This window comes from Micromonospora sp. DT4 (assembly GCF_049841675.1).
In the GTDB taxonomy this organism is placed as follows: domain Bacteria; phylum Actinomycetota; class Actinomycetes; order Mycobacteriales; family Micromonosporaceae; genus Micromonospora.
Genome location: NZ_JBNCKT010000279.1, coordinates 1 through 1,427 on the forward strand (window position 1 = coordinate 1; position 1,427 = coordinate 1,427).

General features: G+C 72.3%; 1 protein-coding gene. It reads left to right on the forward strand.

The features are described 5' to 3' along the window. Positions 1 to 86: 86 nt before the first annotated feature. The gene (locus tag ACLQ24_RS29605; RefSeq protein WP_425895028.1) at positions 87 to 812 is read left to right on the forward strand and encodes an ABC transporter ATP-binding protein; all 726 of its coding nucleotides are present in this window, start codon (positions 87 to 89) and stop codon (positions 810 to 812) included. Positions 813 to 1,427 lie beyond the last annotated feature (615 nt).

Sequence of the window (1,427 nt, forward strand, 5' to 3'; positions counted from 1 at the left end):
GCTGGGCGATGGCCCGACAGTCACCGGTGCACTCGAACCCCGATCGGCCCGAGTGAGACAAGGGTGCACCAATGAGCTTTCACGACATGGCGGTCGCGGGAGCGGCCCCGACGGGTGGCGGGCCGGAAGTGCCGCCTGCCGAGGTGGTCCGGGTCAGCGTGGTGAGCCGAACCTTCGGCCGCGGTGAGCACGCCGTGCAGGCGGTGCGAAACGTTTCGTTCACCGCCAATCGCGGTGAGCTGGTCGCCATCCGGGGCCGCTCCGGGGCTGGCAAGACCACGTTGCTGAACCTCATCGGCGGGCTGGACCGGCCGAACAGCGGCCAGGTGGTGGTGGCCGGGCACGACGTGACCTCGGCCGGGGAGGCCGAACTGCTGCGGCTGCGCCGGGGCACGGTCGGGTTCGTCTTCCAGACCTTCGGGCTGGTGCCGATCCTCTCCGCCGCCGAGAACGTGGGTGTGCCGTTGCGCTTGGCGCAGGTGCCGGCCGACGAGCGGGAGGAGCGTGTCGCGGTGCTGCTCGAACTGGTGGGCCTCGGTGGGCACGCGGCCCAGCGCCCGTACGAGCTGTCCGGCGGCCAGCAGCAGCGGGTCGCAGTGGCCCGCGCGCTCGCCAACGAACCGGACCTGCTCATCGCCGACGAACCCACCGGCCAGCTCGACTCGGAGACCGGACGGTCCATCATGGACCTGCTGCGTGCGGTGGTGCACGCCCGAGGGATGACGGCCCTGGTCGCCACGCACGACCCGGCCCTGATCGACCTCGCCGACCGGGTACTCGTCCTCCGCGACGGCCGCCTCGTCGACGGCTGACCAGAGCCCGCCGCCTCCGCTGGCCTTGTGGCCTGTGGGCGGCGGGCTTGTGGGCGGCGGCTTGTGGGCGGCGGCTTGTGGGCGGCGGGCTTGTGGGCGGCGGGCTTGTGGCTTGTGGGCGGCGGCCCTTTGGGCGGTGCGCGACAGACGGCCTGTGACTGGTGGGCGGTGGCCTGTGGGCCGGGGCCGGGGCCGGCGACTCGGCCAGGGAGGACTACCAGGTCTGTCCGCCTCCTGTCGAGCTGCCCCAGATATGGGGCGCGCGGTTGGCGTGGGTCGGGTGTCTGTGCCAGCCGTTGGCGTGGGTCGGGTGTTCGTGCCAGCCGTTGGCGTGGGTCGGGTGTTCGTGCCAGTCGTTGGCGTGGTTGGTTGCGCCCCAGATATGGGGCAGCTCGACAGGATTCCAGTAGCAACCCTGGGACCCAAGCCGCTGACCACGTGAAACGGCTGCCGCCTGCCGGCCTACCGCCTGCCGGCCTACCGCCTGCCGGCCTGCCGGCCTGCCGCCTGCCGGCGCTGCCGGCCTGCCGGCGGGCCGGCGAGCTAGGCCGTGTCTTGTGGATCAGGTTTCGCGGGCGAGGTCGCGGAGCCAGATCTTGATGGTGGCGATGTCGA